We start from the raw sequence: 14093 nt of genomic DNA, 5'->3' as shown, positions 1-14093 counted from the left end.
TGTAATCGCTCGGGAGGTATAAAACACATACCGATGAAACAACGTTATCTTGTTATTATAGTTTTGGTATTACTAGGGAGCTTTGCAGGTCAGGCCCAGCAGGATCCGCAGTACACCCAGTATATGTATAATACGCAAATAGTGAACCCCGCCTATTCTGGCTCAAGGGATATGCTTAGTTTCGGACTGTTACTTAGGACACAGTGGACAGGCTTCGAAGGAGCACCGGAAACCGGAACCTTTACGGTGAACTCTCCCCTTGGAGGAACATGGGACAATATGGGATTAGGACTATCGATTGTACGCGATGAAATTGGACCCTCTATCGAATCGAATGTGAATATCGATTACGCCTACGGGATTAACCTCTCTGAATCGTCTGAACTGAGGTTCGGTTTAAAAGCCGGTCTCGATATCTTGGATGTAGATTTTAGCAAGCTAAATATATACCAAAATGAAGCATCGTTCGATCCTTCCAATAACATCGATAATAAACTGCAACCGCAAATTGGTGCTGGTGTATACTATAATACCGATAAGTTTTATCTAGGATTATCCGTACCAAACTTTTTGACAACAAGTCACTTCGATGAATCTACCTTAGAAGATTTCGATTTCGATGAAGATATTGCACCGGCAGAGCGCCTGCATTACTTTTTAATTGCAGGATACGTATTCGACCTAAGTGATAATTTGAAATTTAAGCCGGCTACTTTAGTGAAGGCTGTGAGCGGTTCCCCATTGGCATGGGACGTTTCCGCTAACTTCATGCTGTATGAGAAATTCACGGTTGGAGCTGCCTATAGATGGAGTTCGGCAATTAGTGGAATGGCAGGATTCCAAGTCACAGATAGTTTGTTTATTGGGTTCGCATATGATTATACATCAACGGATATTGAGAATTTCAGCGATGGTTCATATGAAGTATTTCTCCGATTCGATGTATTCAACAAACCTGAACGCGTGTTAACCCCACGATTCTTCTAAAAACCATTTTTATGAACACGATACTAAAAAACATTCTTTTTGTTAGCGTACTACTGCTCACCGTTAGCGGTAGTTTCGCACAGAAACAGAAGATTAAAAAGGCCAACGAGGAATTCGATAAGTATTCGTATATCGATGCTCGTGAAATTTACCTGAAAGTGGTAGAAGATGGTTACGAGTCGGCGCAAATCTTTAAACGACTTGGCGATACATACTATTGGAATAGCGACTACGATAACGCGGCAAAATGGTATACAAAGCTAATTGAAAATTACCCTGGAGAAGCAGAGGCCGAATATTACTATCGTGCCTCTCAGTCATTAAAAAGCCTTGGTCGCTATGACGAATCAGACGATCTTATGCAGCAGTTAGCTGCTATGGGTGGGAACAAGTATATTCTGAAGAATTATAACGACGATCCAAATTACTTAGAAAGCATTGCCTTCGAAGCTAAAGGGTATGTGTTGGAAAAAGTAGAGGTAAACACTAGTTCTTCTGACTTCGGCCCGGCTTTTTACCAAGATAAAATTGTATATGCATCTTCCGCTGAAGGCGCAAAAATAGCCGAGTGGAACCAACAACCTTTTCTCGACTTATACGTAGCCGATGAAGATAGTATCACTGGAAAGCTATCTAATGCACGATTGCTTAGCGGTGAAGTAAATACCGAGTATCATGAGTCGACCCCAACATTTTCGAAAGATGGCAAAACCATGTATTTCACTCGAAATAATTTCATCGATGGAAAAAAAGGAAAAGATCGTGATAAGACCATCCGATTAAAATTATATAAAGCAACGCGTAGCGGCGATAGTTATTGGACGGATATTCAAGAATTACCCTTCAACGATAAAGAATACTCCGTAGCACATCCAACCTTGAGTCAGGATGGAAAGCGTCTATATTTTTCTTCCGATATGCCAGGAACTATCGGGATGTCCGATTTATGGTATGTGAATATCACAGGAGATAATGAATATAGCGAACCGGTCAACTTAGGAAACACAATTAATACTGAGGCCAGAGAATCCTTTCCCTTCATAAGTGAAGAAAATAAACTGTACTTTGCCAGTGATGGGCGCTCAGGTTTAGGAGGATTCGACATTTACGTTGCCGAATTCGATACCAATGGAAATCCGACTTCCATTAAGAACCTGGGAGAGCCAGCCAATAGTAATCAAGACGACTTTGCACTTATCATCAAGGAAAGCAAGCGCATGGGGTACCTCACTTCAAATAGGGATGGGGCTCAGGGAAGTATCGACGATGAAATTTACCGCCTACGCGAGAAGTGTGAAATTATGCTGACGGGTACCGTTACAGACCTAAATACTGAAGAATTGATTCCTGGAGCGAAGGTAGAGTTGCTAGATTCCAACAATCAACTAATCGACACGATAACAGTTGGCGATGATGCATCCTACTCTTTTTCGGTTGAATGCGATAGTCAATATGCTGTGAGGGGAACGAAAGAACGCTATTTTCCTGCTGAAGAGGTCGTTCAGACTCCTAACAGCTCCGGATCTATTGAAGTTCCGCTTAAATTAGAATTAAAAGATCCTTGTCCGATAAATGATCTTGGTTGTAGACTGAACCTTCAACCGATCTATTTCGACTTCGATCGCTATAATATCAGACCAGATGCTGCCGTAGAATTGGCGAAGATACTTGCCGCGATGCGTGAATATCCAGAGTTGGTTATCCATATCGAATCGCACACCGATTCTAGAGGTAACGACAGCTATAACGAGGCTCTTTCAGAAAAACGGGCACAAAGCACCTTGAACTGGTTAGTTGATAAAGGAATCGATAGAGATCGCCTTTCAGCAAAAGGATATGGGGAGTCGCAATTGGCAGTAGAAAAGTGTACCAATGGAGTAGAATGTACAGAAGAGGAGCACCAATTGAACCGTCGTTCCATGTTTATCATTCAGAACTAAGAAAAGAAAACCAGCCTAAACTAAATTTAACCTAAGAAGGGTATTTCAGTCAAAATGAAATGCCCTTTTTTGTTGCGCAATATTTTCCTCTAAGTACGCAGGGTATTTTGTATTTTTGAAGAAAATTGCTGCTACCGATGAAAGAAGAATTAGTCGTTCTAGTAAATGAAAAGGACGAGAAGATTGGATTAATGCCCAAAATGGAGGCACACGAAAAAGCATTGCTACACCGGGCGTTTTCTGTTTTCGTTTTTAATGATAAAGGAGAGCTTATGCTTCAACAAAGAGCGCATTCAAAGTATCATTCACCTGGTTTGTGGACCAATACCTGCTGTAGCCATCAACGCGATGGAGAAACAAATATTGAAGCCGGAAAACGTCGATTGCAAGAGGAAATGGGATTCAGTGTTCCGTTGAAAGAATCTATATCCTTCATATATAAAGCGCCTTTTGATAACGGTTTAACCGAACATGAATACGATCATATCCTAATCGGTACTTTTGATGAGGAACCAGACTTGAATCCAGCAGAGGTGGCAGCATGGAAATGGATGTCCCTTTCGAAAATTAAAGGCGATATGGAAAGAAACCCTGATAGATATACTGCTTGGTTTAAGATTATCTTTGAGAAATATTACAACCATATTCAACCATGAGCTTAACGGTTTACAGAAAAGCGCACTTCAATGCTGCCCATCGTCTTTATCGCAAAGAATGGAGCGATGAGAAGAATCGTGAAGTATTCGGAAAATGTAGTAACCCAAAATATCATGGCCATAATTATGAACTGGAAGTAGGTGTTTCCGGAGAAATTGATCCTGAAACAGGATTTTTGATCGATTTGAGCGTGTTGAAGAAGATAATCGAAGAAGAGGTGGAAGAGCCATTCGACCATAAGAACCTAAATGAGGAGGTTGCCGTATTTAAAGACCTTAATCCAACCGTTGAAAATATCGCAATTGTTATTTGGAATAAACTTCGGAATAGATTGGACAAAAAATATACGATTACCATAAAACTGTATGAGACTCCCAGAAATTTCGTTGTGTATACTGGATAGGTTATGAAGAAGAATATGCTATACCCGCTACTGTTTGAGCCGATACTGATCAAAAAAGTATGGGGAGGGAATAAACTGTCTGATGTCTTGGGAAAGAAGCCCTCCGATGAGCCTATTGGTGAAAGTTGGGAGCTTTCCGGTGTACAGGATACTATTTCAATAATTGCAAATGGCCCGCTGAAGGGGAAGAATGTTGTGGAGATTTTAGATGAGTATAAGCAAGACTTAATGGGGCAGAAGGTCTACGAAACCTTTGGGAACACCTTTCCGCTATTGTTTAAATTTATCGATGCCACAAAGGATCTATCTGTACAATTACATCCAGACGACCGTCTTGCAAAGGAGCGGCATGACAGTTTTGGAAAGACCGAGATGTGGTATATCGTTCAGGCAGATGAAGAAGCTCGAATTATTGTAGGATTTGAAGGAGCTGTGACAAAAGATGAATATCTGGAATCGCTCGAAAAAGGTGCGATAACCGAAATACTACATGAGGAAAATGTTACGAAAGGTGATTCGTTTTTTATAAAGCCAGGCTTGATCCATGCGATTGGCGCCGGGGTTCTGCTGGCGGAAATTCAGCAGACTTCCGATATTACGTATCGTATCTACGATTGGGATCGTCCCGATACGGATGGACGGTTGCGAGAACTTCATACCGACTTGGCGTTAGACGCCATCGACTATAATGCTGGAAACGGAAAACTTCAGGTAAATGATAACGGTTCCAATATTAGTCAGTTAAAGAAATCACCTTATTTTCTCACAAATCGTATACGCCTTGATAAGCCGACGGAAAGAGATTTTTCCACCATCGATTCCTTCGTTGTCTATATGTGTGTTGAAGGTGAAGCTACATTGCTTGTAGAGAATTATTCTAATACGCTAACAAAAGGCAATACCATTTTAATTCCAGCTTGCTTTGATGCTATTTGCATTGAAGGGCAGGGCTCAACCTTATTAGAAATATATATTCCTTAACCCACTGAAACATGGCAAGTAAAAGAGATTTCAAAAGAATGCTTAACGATGTAATTGGCAGTATTATTGAAGCCGTTTACGTATGGCAAATTACACATCCTGAGAAACCTACGGAGGATTCTGAAAAGATTATTGATGATGCGATTATACTATTCGATGAGCTTATCGTGAAAGTAAACCAACGAGGATTGGAAAATCCGAATAAGCACTTTAAGCAAATTGATACAGAGCTAGAGGAGCGTGGCAGAAGCCTTATCGACCGGATTAACGCCCTATAGTATCCTCCATTGCTTGGCGTTCTTCGATATAGGTTTTTAGGAGCGATCCGTATTTGGACTCTCGAACCTGTGGCGATAGCGACGAGTATACCGTATCTAAATATTTTAGATTGGCATCGTAAATTTCAGTCAAGGCGAGAAAAGGAGCTACCTCGTAGTCCTTATGGTTAATTGCGAAGTTGACAGTGGCCAAATATTGAGTGGAAATATTGGCATTTCGCTTACGTGCAATAGCGTTAATTAGTGAGTCATCTCCATGTTGACGTGCTTTTAAATCCTGCTCTATAAAATCTAGGTTTCGATCTCGGAAACGCTGTATTAATTTTTTATAATCTTCAAATTTGTCCTGATTTTTCGAGCCAGCGATTTTATACTCGTTTCCAAATTTTTTAAGGCTAGTATTTATCATTACTTCACCAGGTTCAGCGAAAAACGGAATGCGTTCGTCCAGCAACGTTCCATTCTCTAAGCGCAAGTAGAGATAATATATTTCTGGGCTTTCCACCACTTCCGTGAATTCAAAATTGGGATCACCCTTAACTTCAATTGAGTCTAATGAAACAAGTGTTGAATCTTCAATCTTCTGTAGAAGCACAGTGCCCTGTTTCAGTCCTTTAATATTTCCAGTTAATTTCATTTCTTCTTCAGAAGAACTACAGCCAATTGCTATGGATAAGATGAAAAGGGAAAATAAAATGCGCATTATTCAAATTTTTCTTGGTGTGCAAAGATGCAGTTTTTAAGCGAATCCCAAAACTGAAATTATAGTATTGCGTTACTCGCCAATTGCATCAAAATCGTACACAAGATAGCTGCAACAGTACCGATTGCATAGCCAAATACGGCCAATAAAACACCTACGGTTGCTAGGGAAGGATGAAACGCCGAGGCGACGATAGGAGCCGAGGCGGCACCACCAACATTTGCTTGACTTCCCACTGCCAAAAAGAAATAGGGCGCTTTTATCAGTTTTGCAACACCGATTAATAGTAAGGCGTGAATGAGCATCCAGACCAATCCTATAAATATCAATGCAAAATTGTCGAAAATTAGGGTTAAGTCCATCTTCATTCCAATACTGGCGACTAGAATATAGATAAATACACTTCCAAATTTACTGGCACCTGCACCCTCGTAGCGCTTTAGTTTAGTGAATGAGAGAAGAACTCCGATAATGGTCGTGATTGAAATCATCCAAAAGAAAGAGCTATCTAAAAAAGTAAAGATATTTCGGGTGATGCCTTTCGGCAAGCTTGAAACAAAATCGTTAAAGAACATACTTAAATAGCCAGCTCCAAAATGAGCAATACTCACCGTTCCGAACGCAATGGCTGCCAAGATCATCAAATCTGTTAACGTAGGATTACGATCGACAGTCTTCGCATAATCTGAAACCTTCTTTTTTAAGGCTTCAATGGCCGAGGTATCCGATTCTAGCCATCGATCGATGCGAACCGCTTTTCCAATTCCGATTAAAATCAAAGCCATCCAAATATTCGCCACAACAATATCTACGAATACCATCCCGCCATATAATTCTTGATTGTAGCCATAAATTTCCAACATGGCTGTTTGATTAGCACCTCCGCCAATCCAACTACCAGCTAGCGTAGAAAGGCCTTTCCAGACCGCATTCGCGCCTTCACCCGCCAAAGCTTCAGGATATACACTTCCTACCAAATATACCGCAACTGGACCGCCAATAACGATTCCTATCGTCCCGGTGAAGAACATAATCAAAGCCTTAGGTCCAAGGTTAAACACGCCTTTTAAATCGATACTTAAGGTCATTAACACTAGCGCTGCTGGTAAAAGATAGCGACTCGACATATAATATAAACTGCTGCTGCCTTCCACAACATCGCCGGTTTCGGGAACGGTTGTCCATTCTGGGGCAATAACGCCGAAGGTGGTTAACAAAGCAGGGAGGAAATATGCCATAAACAAGGCGGGTACAATCTTATAAAATTTATACCAAAACCCCGATTCTTTTGAAGAGGTATAGAATATTATTCCTAGGGTTAACATCAATAACCCAAAGACAATTGTATCGTTGGTGAAAAGAGGGGTAGTGTCTATAAGTTCCTGCGTAGCGTTTTCCTGCATGCGAAATATTTTCAACGCAAAATACAAAAATAGTTGGTAAGGCTACTTCTCCTTTTTCTTCGGAAGTCGGTTTGCCTCTTTCAGCATTTCATGCAGCATCCATTCAATCTGCCCATTGGTACTACGGAATTCGTCCGAAGCCCATTTTTCGACTGCTTTCATCATATCCTCGTTCACGCGAAGCGCAAATGCTTTCTTCTTAGGCATATTGTTACTGGTCTTTTATAAAGGTTGAAATGGCCGATATTACTTCCGGCATCACAGGAAGTCTTGGGTCATTATACGACTTGCTGTTCTCGATATCGTCGCCTTTAATCTCCTTTAAAATATGGTTCATGTTTTCCACCAAGAGATACTCAGCCCCAGGCTTCGCCTTTCGTAAGGCTTCCGCTTCACTTTCCTGCACCTGAAGATCCTTCGTTCCGTTGATAATCATTACTGGAACGTTCAACTTGGCGATTTCCTCTTGTGGATTGTATTGCATCCACTGTAGCAAAAAGGGTTGAATGGCTGGTCTAAAAATAGACGCCAATCCTTCGCTATAATTTTGAGCGACCCCATTCACCCGTAGATCGTCAAACGAAGTCCTAGCATTATCGGCAAGCCCCGGGGCTTGTTTTTTTAATTGGTCTACTATGACGTCATCGATTTCCTGCCCCGCACCGGCGATAGAGATAACACCATCGGCACGATCTTGGGCAGCTACCAAGGCGATAAGCGAACCTTGACTATGACCGATAAGGTAAATTTTTCCGAAGCGGTCGTCGGATTTAAAGTAATCGGTTATGGTAACAGCATCTTCGATAAAGTGATCAAACTGGATCTTCTTTTCATTCAACGTTCCCATTTTCATGATTTTCACGATGCGCTTGTCATATCGAAAACTAGCGACACCTTCAGCAACAAGCCCTTCCGCTAAGTATTTCAGCGAATTGTTTTTCATCATCATTTGGTTGCCGTCGCGATTGGTCGGACCGGAACCCGCAATGATGATGGCAAGAGGGGGAGAAGTTTTATTTTCTGGAAGCAACAAGGTTCCATCGATTAAAGGTGTTACGGAAATAGCTTCGGAAGTAGTTCCCGACTGTCCCAAAACCAAGAAAGAACTGAATAATACGCATAGCAACAAGTGTAGTTTCATAATTTTTGTCTTTTAAAGTGAAGACTGCGGCCCCCTTGTTTTAGCGTAAGGGTATCGAAACCTTCGTCAGTACTGGAGAATTCCAATCGTGCCTTTACCGAAGAAGCGATAAAAGCATTATCGCCAATATATTCCGTTGCAATCTTCTGTTGTTCATTCAACTTTCCATATAACGTGCCATTTGCTACCGAAATTTCAAATGTCATGGAATACTGTTCGTTAAAATACGTGCCCGTATAGTTGGACAATGCTTCAGCAGCAATAGGAATAGTTTCAGTAGTTGAACTAAAAAGCGGGGATTCTTTGGGATTCATAATGAAGTTTCCAATATCTTCGGGACTCCCTTCACCCGAATTCACTAAAACAGCAACCGCTTTATCATGTTCCAAATCGATTGCGATATAACTTCTGAATCCGTAGGTGCCACCCCCGTGAGATATAATCGAACCATTCTTAAACCAACCCAATCCCATTTCCACACCTTCGTCACTTTTGTAATGGGTTTTTGTTACTAGGCGTTGGGCCTCATCCAAAGGGGAAGAATACAGGTAGCTTTTGCCATATTTCAATAAATCCTTCACATTCATCCGAAGCGCACCGGCACCTGCCATGGCCTGAAACGTCCATTCTGAAGTAGCCTCCCCATTTTTGTAGCCCTGTGCAAAATTGGGTTTTTCAGCTTGAGGGATTTCGAAATAAGTACTTTTTAGTTGAAGTGGTTGTAAGATTTTTTCTGCCACCAGTTCCTTATACGGTATGTTCTCAATGATAGAAAGTGTTTCCCCCAACAGACCAACAGCAAGATTTGAATATTGACGCTTCTGCCCCACCTTTTCTGGTCCGAAACGAGTGAGGTATAAAAAAAGATGTTCTCTTAAATAACCCTCATATGGATTAGAAACATCCTTAGGTAAATAACCGAATGGCATTCGCGTAAGACCCGAGGTATGGGTAGCAATGTGTTTGAAGGTAATGGGAATGCCTTCAGCATCCTCCAATTTTAAGGAGTCCGGTAAGTACTGAGCTATTGGTTCATCGATTTGTACTTTTCCTTCAACCGAAAGCTGCGCTAGCAGGAGGGAGGTAATCGTTTTGGTAATAGAACCGATTTCGTATAAGGTTTCTTCGGTTGCCTTTATTTTTTCTGAACTATTCAAAAACCCTGAGACATAATACTCCTCTTTCCCGTTCTCGAAAAGTCCGATAGCGATAGAAGGGTGATCTGCAGAATTTATTCGTATTTCCACTTCGTTTTTTACTTCGGACGGAATTTGTGCCAGGCCGATAGTAGTTGTTATTGTGAATAGGAATGCGCTGAGGAATTTTTTCATGATATTTTGTTTAGTTTATGAGCATATTGCTTAAGTACTGCTGCTACTTCTGAAGGTTTTTGTGTTCCGATCAAAGTGCGACTATCATCTTTAAACACTATCTGGATTCCATTATTTCCCTTTACATTATATGCTTTTCCATGCTTTTTTAAGGAAAATCGATACCCCCAACCACCATATTCGCCAATCGGACGATACTGTCGAACGTAGCAATCTTCGATTTCATGCCATTCGGCGGTTTTCAACTTTAATTGGAAAGGCCAAAAGCCATAGTGAACGCCACGCTCATCTATTTTGGTTTCCAATTTCAGAAATAAGACGGCAAACATGATAAAACTAATTACGATGCCAATTCCTGCTGACATCCAGAATTCATTGGTTTGTTCGATTATAGTAGCATCATAAACCTCATAGACGCTTATAACTATTGTTACCATGGTTGCGAAAATAATGGCATATAACCACCATTGGTTAAATCGCTGCTCTTCTACGAATACCTTCATATTAATGATTTAAGGTTCCTGCATTTACTACGGGAGCGGCATCCTTATCGCCACATAAGATAACCATCAAATTACTGACCATGGCTGCTTTTCGTTCTTCATCCAAATCGACAACCTGTTTTTTGCTTAGTTCATTTAGCGCCATTTCCACCATGCTAACCGCACCTTCCACAATCTTGTGACGGGCGGCAACGATGGCGGTTGCTTGTTGGCGTTTCAACATGGCACTCGCAATTTCGTTGGCATAGGCCAAATATCCAATACGCGATTCCAATACTTCCACACCAGCAATGGCCAAGCGCTCCTGTAGCCCCATTTCGAGCGCTTCATTCACTTCGTCCATACTACTTCGCAACGTGATGTCCTCGTCCATGCCCTCATCTGCAAAGTTATCGTACGGATACTTACTCGCCAATTCACGAACGGCGGCATCGGTCTGTACCCGAACAAAATTTTCATAATTATCAACATCGAAAGCGGCTTTATAGGTATCGCGAACACGCCACACCAAAATGGTACTGATAATGACCGGATTTCCTAACTTGTCGTTCACCTTCAACCGTTCACTGTCGAAGTTTCGGGCGCGAAGTGAGATTTTCTTCTTCGCATAAAACGGATTCACCCAAAACAAACCATTCTTTTTTACCGTTCCCTTGTATTCTCCAAAAAGCAGTAACACCCTTGAACCGTTTGGATTCACCAAAATAAATCCCGGTAATAAAAATATGGCGACTACGATTCCTGCTAATATCCAAGGGTTTCGGGTGATGGCGATGGCTGCTATCGACCCAAAAAAGAGCAGTAAGAACAGGAATAACATAACATACCCATTAGGAGGGACGGTGGTTTTTTCGTTTGACATGGCTGTTAGATTTAAATTGATATTAAAATGATATTATTTCAAATTTAGGTGAAAGTTTCTTGATTTCCAAATTAAAAGGAACCCTCAATATTTCGAACTATGGTATCTTTGCGGAAAAATAACTTCACTTATGAAGAACTTTCTTCTATTTATTACCATCGTAAGTTTAAGTTTTAGTCTACAAGCTGCGGAAGATTGGGGCCGTAACGGTCATCGCGCTACCGGTGAGATCGCAGAACAGCATCTAAGCCGAAAGGCTAAGAAAGCGATCAGTGAACTGTTGGACGGCCAATCCCTGGCCTTGGTCTCCACCTATGGCGATGAAATAAAGAGCGATCCCGAGTATCGCGAGTACGGTCCGTATCATTATGTAAACTTTCCCTTCGACAGCACTTACGAGGAACATCCAAAAAGTGAGGAGGGCGATCTAATCGTGGGGATTCGAAATGCTATTGCAACCCTAAAAAGTGAAACTGCTACAAAAGATGAGAAGGTATTTCAATTGAAGATGTTAGTCCATTTTCTAGGTGATCTTCACCAACCACTGCATATCGGGTTGGCGGATGACAAGGGTGGAAACGACTTTCAGGTACGTTGGTTTGGCGATGGTACGAACCTTCACACCGTTTGGGATACCAAAATGATTGAAGACTACAATATGTCGTATTCAGAATTGGCCGCAAATACGAAGCAGCTTTCAGAAGAAGAGTTGCAAGCGATTCAACAGGGTGATGTATTGGATTGGATGTACGAAAGCCGTGAACTCTGCAAAGATATTTATGCGAATACCGAAATTGGCGAAAAGCTTTGGTACCCGTATATGTATCGGTATATGGATACACTACGATTCCAACTTCAAAAAGGCGGCATTCGGTTAGCAGTCGTTTTAAATGAAATCTTCGACTAGCGTTTCGGAATCTTATTGTGTGAAATATGCTTCTGTCGACTGCTTTTAAAACGGTCCATCTCAGGGTCGCGCAGTTTCGCATGTTTGGTACTTCTTCCCTGAACGCGTTTGCGCCACATTCTGAAGCTTGAAGGCTTCATTTCGTTGCGCATAAATTCGATAACATCTTGTTCCGACAGTCCAAATTGAAAGGTAATAGCCTCGAAAGGCGTACGGTCTTCCCATGCCATTTCGATAATTCGATCCTTTTCTCGGGGGGTCAATTCTTTTTCCATAGGTAGTTGAGCGATTTTTTTCTTCAATATATCGAAAAAGTAGGAGACTTATCAACACGAAAACGTTTTCGTACTGACTTACAGTTTGTTATGCTTGAACTGGATAGTATTTTTGCACCCCCTTTAGCAAAATAGTATGAAAAGGATTACGAGAATACTTGGAGGTTTGATTGCCTTACACGGATTGGCACGGATCGTTTTTTTGACGACCTATGTCGATTTTGTGCAACAGAACTTTTCCCATTTGGTTTCTAACAGCACTTGGCTTACATATGGAGCAGTAGCAGCGCCTTTTACGGAATTCTTTGTGGGAATGCTTATCACCTTACAGATAAGACTTAAATACACCTTGATTGCCGGTCTTTTTATTTCCTACATCATGAGCGTCTTTTTGGTTACGGAAGGAATGTACGAACGTATGGTCTATCACGTAATTGTGATGGCAGCACTGTCGTACACGTTTATCAACTGCCCAGAGGATTGCAATAGGGCCTTTATCTTGAAATAATACGGAACGTACCATTAATTCTAGGCCCAACGTCTTTTTTTGTCTTCGGAATTTGATGTTTCCAAAATTCTTGGGTGGTACCTTTCATTACCAACAGGCTTCCATGTTCCAACTGAATTTTGTGTTTTAAGCTTTTGTCTTTTTTGTGTTTTAAGTGAAAGGATCGCGAAGCACCTAAACTTACGGAAGCAATTATTGGATTCTTGCCTAATTCTTTTTCATCGTCAGCATGCCAACCATTACTATCATTACCGTCGCGATACAGATTTAATAGTAAGGTGGTGAAGTGTGCTTCAACCACATCTTCAACCTTCTTTTTCAACCCCAACAAGGGTTCAGTAAAGGGATGCGGGTGCATGGTAATTCCGGAATACGTGTAGGGTTTTCCCGCCTCGCCATACAAAGCAGTTAGTCGGGGTTGCGGATAGGTTTTTCCAAATACCGTAATATTATCCTGTTGCCAAGGGGTTTCTTTCAGCAAAATATCAAAATAGCGGTCCGCTTCAGCAGTAGAAAGGAAATTTGGATAATAGACGATTTCAGCATCTGGAAGTGAAAGCGGTTGTTTTTCTTCAGAAAAAAGATGCATCGCTATACATATTGAAAGGCCCAGTACATCAGGGCAAATTGCAGCGGTAACCGAAGCCACAGTACCCATTTCGGTAATTTCATAGCGGCCTTTTCATCTTGGAGCATATAGATATGGACAGGTATAAACACGATAAGCATGACAATAATCCCCCAAGCGGCAATCGTTTGGGTATCGGCATTCATCAACATAAAACCGAGGATCATTTCCGCAATACCACTAAGCGTAACCATAGTGCTATGCGCCGGAATATACGGCGGCATGATGCGTTTATACAATTTGGGGTTTCGAAAATGGTTTACACCTGCGAGAACGAGCAGCACACCCATCAAGTATTGATGCCAGGGTAACATTAAATAGAGTCGTTTTTTTGGGCATTTACAATACTGTCGCGCTTCCCTTCGGGAATAATAGGGGGCGATTGGTGCTGGTCTAAAATGGAATCCAACGAAGGTGCGCCATCGCCAATACCATTGTCTTTTTCGACAGGTATCATTTCCTCATCTTTTTGCTGTTCTTTTTTATCGTCGCAGGTTGCGGCCATTAGAAATAGCGCAAGTAAGGGCAAAAATAGTTTCATCGCTAGGTTTTTATCAAAAATAGGGGTTTGGAATGAAAAAAGCCG

19 protein-coding genes are annotated in these 14093 nt (G+C 41.5%); 8 read left to right on the top strand and 11 right to left on the bottom strand.

Features of this window, described 5'->3' with window-relative positions:
• Positions 1 to 33 precede the first annotated feature (33 nt).
• The 6 genes from I4Q58_RS02145 (at position 34) to I4Q58_RS02120 (ending at position 5246) form a co-directional block, all read left to right on the top strand.
• Complete coding sequence (locus tag I4Q58_RS02145) at positions 34 to 987, top strand: PorP/SprF family type IX secretion system membrane protein (RefSeq protein ID WP_203293248.1); 954 nt, start codon at positions 34 to 36, stop codon at positions 985 to 987.
• Positions 988 to 998: 11 nt separating this feature from the next.
• Positions 999 to 2927: an OmpA family protein gene (locus I4Q58_RS02140; RefSeq protein ID WP_203293247.1), complete on the top strand. Its 1929-nt coding sequence runs from the start codon at positions 999 to 1001 to the stop codon at positions 2925 to 2927.
• Positions 2928 to 3064: 137 nt separating this feature from the next.
• Complete coding sequence (gene idi / locus I4Q58_RS02135) at positions 3065 to 3583, top strand: isopentenyl-diphosphate Delta-isomerase (RefSeq protein WP_203293246.1); 519 nt, start codon at positions 3065 to 3067, stop codon at positions 3581 to 3583.
• Complete coding sequence (locus tag I4Q58_RS02130) at positions 3580 to 3987, top strand: 6-carboxytetrahydropterin synthase (protein ID WP_203293245.1); 408 nt, start codon at positions 3580 to 3582, stop codon at positions 3985 to 3987. Before idi ends, I4Q58_RS02130 begins: the two co-directional genes overlap by 4 nt.
• Positions 3988 to 3990: 3 nt before the next feature.
• Positions 3991 to 4968, top strand: coding sequence for a type I phosphomannose isomerase catalytic subunit (locus I4Q58_RS02125; RefSeq protein ID WP_203293244.1), 978 nt, complete (start codon positions 3991 to 3993; stop codon positions 4966 to 4968).
• An 11-nt stretch (positions 4969 to 4979) separates the two neighbouring features.
• The gene (locus tag I4Q58_RS02120; RefSeq protein ID WP_203293243.1) at positions 4980 to 5246 is read left to right on the top strand and encodes a hypothetical protein; all 267 of its coding nucleotides are present in this window, start codon (positions 4980 to 4982) and stop codon (positions 5244 to 5246) included.
• Here I4Q58_RS02120 and I4Q58_RS02115 read toward each other — a convergent pair.
• The 7 genes from I4Q58_RS02115 to I4Q58_RS02085 are packed head-to-tail and all read right to left on the bottom strand — an operon-like array spanning position 5233 to position 11189.
• Complete coding sequence (locus I4Q58_RS02115) at positions 5233 to 5949, bottom strand: DUF4369 domain-containing protein (protein WP_203293242.1); 717 nt, start codon at positions 5947 to 5949, stop codon at positions 5233 to 5235. The genes I4Q58_RS02120 and I4Q58_RS02115 overlap by 14 nt on opposite strands.
• 59 nt (positions 5950 to 6008) lie before the next feature.
• Positions 6009 to 7352 carry a DUF819 family protein gene (locus I4Q58_RS02110; RefSeq protein WP_203293241.1) on the bottom strand — a complete coding sequence of 448 codons (1344 nt, stop codon included), beginning with the start codon at positions 7350 to 7352 and terminating at the stop codon, positions 6009 to 6011.
• A 42-nt stretch (positions 7353 to 7394) separates the two neighbouring features.
• The gene (locus tag I4Q58_RS02105; RefSeq protein ID WP_203293239.1) at positions 7395 to 7559 is read right to left on the bottom strand and encodes an Arc family DNA binding domain-containing protein; all 165 of its coding nucleotides are present in this window, start codon (positions 7557 to 7559) and stop codon (positions 7395 to 7397) included.
• Positions 7560 to 7563: 4 nt separating this feature from the next.
• Positions 7564 to 8493: an alpha/beta hydrolase family protein gene (locus I4Q58_RS02100; RefSeq protein ID WP_203293237.1), complete on the bottom strand. Its 930-nt coding sequence runs from the start codon at positions 8491 to 8493 to the stop codon at positions 7564 to 7566.
• On the bottom strand, positions 8490 to 9824 hold the full coding sequence (locus I4Q58_RS02095) for a serine hydrolase domain-containing protein (RefSeq protein WP_203293235.1): 1335 nt from the start codon (positions 9822 to 9824) through the stop codon (positions 8490 to 8492). Before I4Q58_RS02095 ends, I4Q58_RS02100 begins: the two co-directional genes overlap by 4 nt.
• Entirely contained in the window at positions 9821 to 10327 is a 507-nt protein-coding gene (locus tag I4Q58_RS15545; protein WP_236002800.1) for a hypothetical protein, read from the bottom strand. The genes I4Q58_RS02095 and I4Q58_RS15545 overlap by 4 nt, the downstream gene beginning before the upstream one ends.
• Before the next feature lies 1 nt (position 10328).
• Positions 10329 to 11189 carry an SPFH domain-containing protein gene (locus I4Q58_RS02085; RefSeq protein ID WP_203293233.1) on the bottom strand — a complete coding sequence of 287 codons (861 nt, stop codon included), beginning with the start codon at positions 11187 to 11189 and terminating at the stop codon, positions 10329 to 10331.
• Between the two features lie 130 nt (positions 11190 to 11319).
• On the opposite strand from I4Q58_RS02085, the gene I4Q58_RS02080 reads away from it, so the two are divergent.
• Positions 11320 to 12096 (top strand): S1/P1 nuclease, encoded by a 777-nt coding sequence (locus tag I4Q58_RS02080; RefSeq protein ID WP_203293231.1) that lies wholly within the window; start codon positions 11320 to 11322, stop codon positions 12094 to 12096.
• Here I4Q58_RS02080 and I4Q58_RS02075 read toward each other — a convergent pair.
• A complete protein-coding gene (locus tag I4Q58_RS02075) occupies positions 12093 to 12371 on the bottom strand; it encodes a TIGR03643 family protein (RefSeq protein ID WP_203293229.1) in 279 nt (92 codons plus the stop codon). The genes I4Q58_RS02080 and I4Q58_RS02075 overlap by 4 nt on opposite strands.
• Before the next feature lie 136 nt (positions 12372 to 12507).
• Between I4Q58_RS02075 and I4Q58_RS02070 the strand changes: the two genes are divergently transcribed.
• Positions 12508 to 12879, top strand: a complete 372-nt coding sequence (locus I4Q58_RS02070) for a hypothetical protein (protein WP_203293227.1) — start codon at positions 12508 to 12510, stop codon at positions 12877 to 12879.
• Here I4Q58_RS02070 and I4Q58_RS02065 read toward each other — a convergent pair.
• Genes I4Q58_RS02065 through I4Q58_RS02055 form a run of 3 tightly spaced genes read right to left on the bottom strand, consistent with a single transcriptional unit; the run spans position 12866 to position 14048 of the window.
• Positions 12866 to 13468, bottom strand: a complete 603-nt coding sequence (locus I4Q58_RS02065; RefSeq protein ID WP_203293225.1) for an alpha-ketoglutarate-dependent dioxygenase AlkB family protein — start codon at positions 13466 to 13468, stop codon at positions 12866 to 12868. The genes I4Q58_RS02070 and I4Q58_RS02065 overlap by 14 nt on opposite strands.
• A 2-nt stretch (positions 13469 to 13470) precedes the next feature.
• Complete coding sequence (locus I4Q58_RS02060; protein WP_203293223.1) at positions 13471 to 13821, bottom strand: DoxX family protein; 351 nt, start codon at positions 13819 to 13821, stop codon at positions 13471 to 13473.
• Positions 13821 to 14048 (bottom strand): hypothetical protein, encoded by a 228-nt coding sequence (locus I4Q58_RS02055; protein ID WP_203293221.1) that lies wholly within the window; start codon positions 14046 to 14048, stop codon positions 13821 to 13823. The genes I4Q58_RS02060 and I4Q58_RS02055 overlap by 1 nt, the downstream gene beginning before the upstream one ends.
• Positions 14049 to 14093: the final 45 nt, after the last annotated feature.

Origin of the sequence: Luteirhabdus pelagi (genome assembly GCF_016827595.1) — a bacterium.
Lineage (GTDB): Bacteria > Bacteroidota > Bacteroidia > Flavobacteriales > Flavobacteriaceae > Luteirhabdus > Luteirhabdus pelagi.
This window is presented reverse-complemented; position numbering and strand designations above follow the sequence as displayed.